The sequence below is a fragment of the Leptotrichia sp. OH3620_COT-345 genome (assembly GCF_003932895.1).
GTDB lineage: Bacteria > Fusobacteriota > Fusobacteriia > Fusobacteriales > Leptotrichiaceae > Pseudoleptotrichia.
In genome coordinates this window covers 1-549 of record NZ_RQYW01000105.1, presented here as the reverse complement: position 1 = coordinate 549, position 549 = coordinate 1, and the positions used below count along the sequence as shown (strand labels likewise).

The following is a 549-nucleotide window of genomic DNA, read 5'->3' as shown; positions in this document are numbered from 1 at the left end:
AAGAGCACAGAACAGAAGAATAGAATTTAAACTGATAAGAAAAGAATAATTGAAATTATAATATATAAAGAAATATTCTAAAATCTTATAAATAATCACAAAATTATTAGCAAACAAGAACGGATTAGATTATTTAAGATTATTCCATGAGGCGATAAGATTACGGCTAACAATTTTGAAACATAAAGAATTTAAAGATTTTATGTAATGAAAGTAATTATTAAATTTTGGAATATTTATTTCAGAGGGAGAAAAATAATGAGTAATAATTTAAAAAGAATGGAAAAAGATTTAAGGGCATTGGCAAAAAGATGTAAAGACATAAAGTATACAAGAGCACTTTTATTGAGTTTCCTTTTAATGGGGATGTTGACATTTTCAGAAGGATTGACATCGCCTGAAGTGAAGAGTACTGAAAATGCGATAAGTCAGACGAGAAAAGAATTGAATGCATCAATAAAAGATTTACATACATCATTTAAGCAGGCAAAGAGGGAGAACAACAGATTACTGAAAAATGCAAATCTTGAATTAATACAATTAATGGAA

At 26.8% G+C, this 549-nt stretch carries 1 protein-coding gene; it reads left to right on the top strand.

Features of this window, described 5'->3' with window-relative positions; all coding sequences use genetic code 11:
- Positions 1-258: 258 nt before the first annotated feature.
- Positions 259-549, top strand: a 291-nt coding sequence (locus tag EII29_RS11575; RefSeq protein WP_125237622.1) for an autotransporter-associated N-terminal domain-containing protein, incomplete at its 3' end; no start/stop codon positions are given.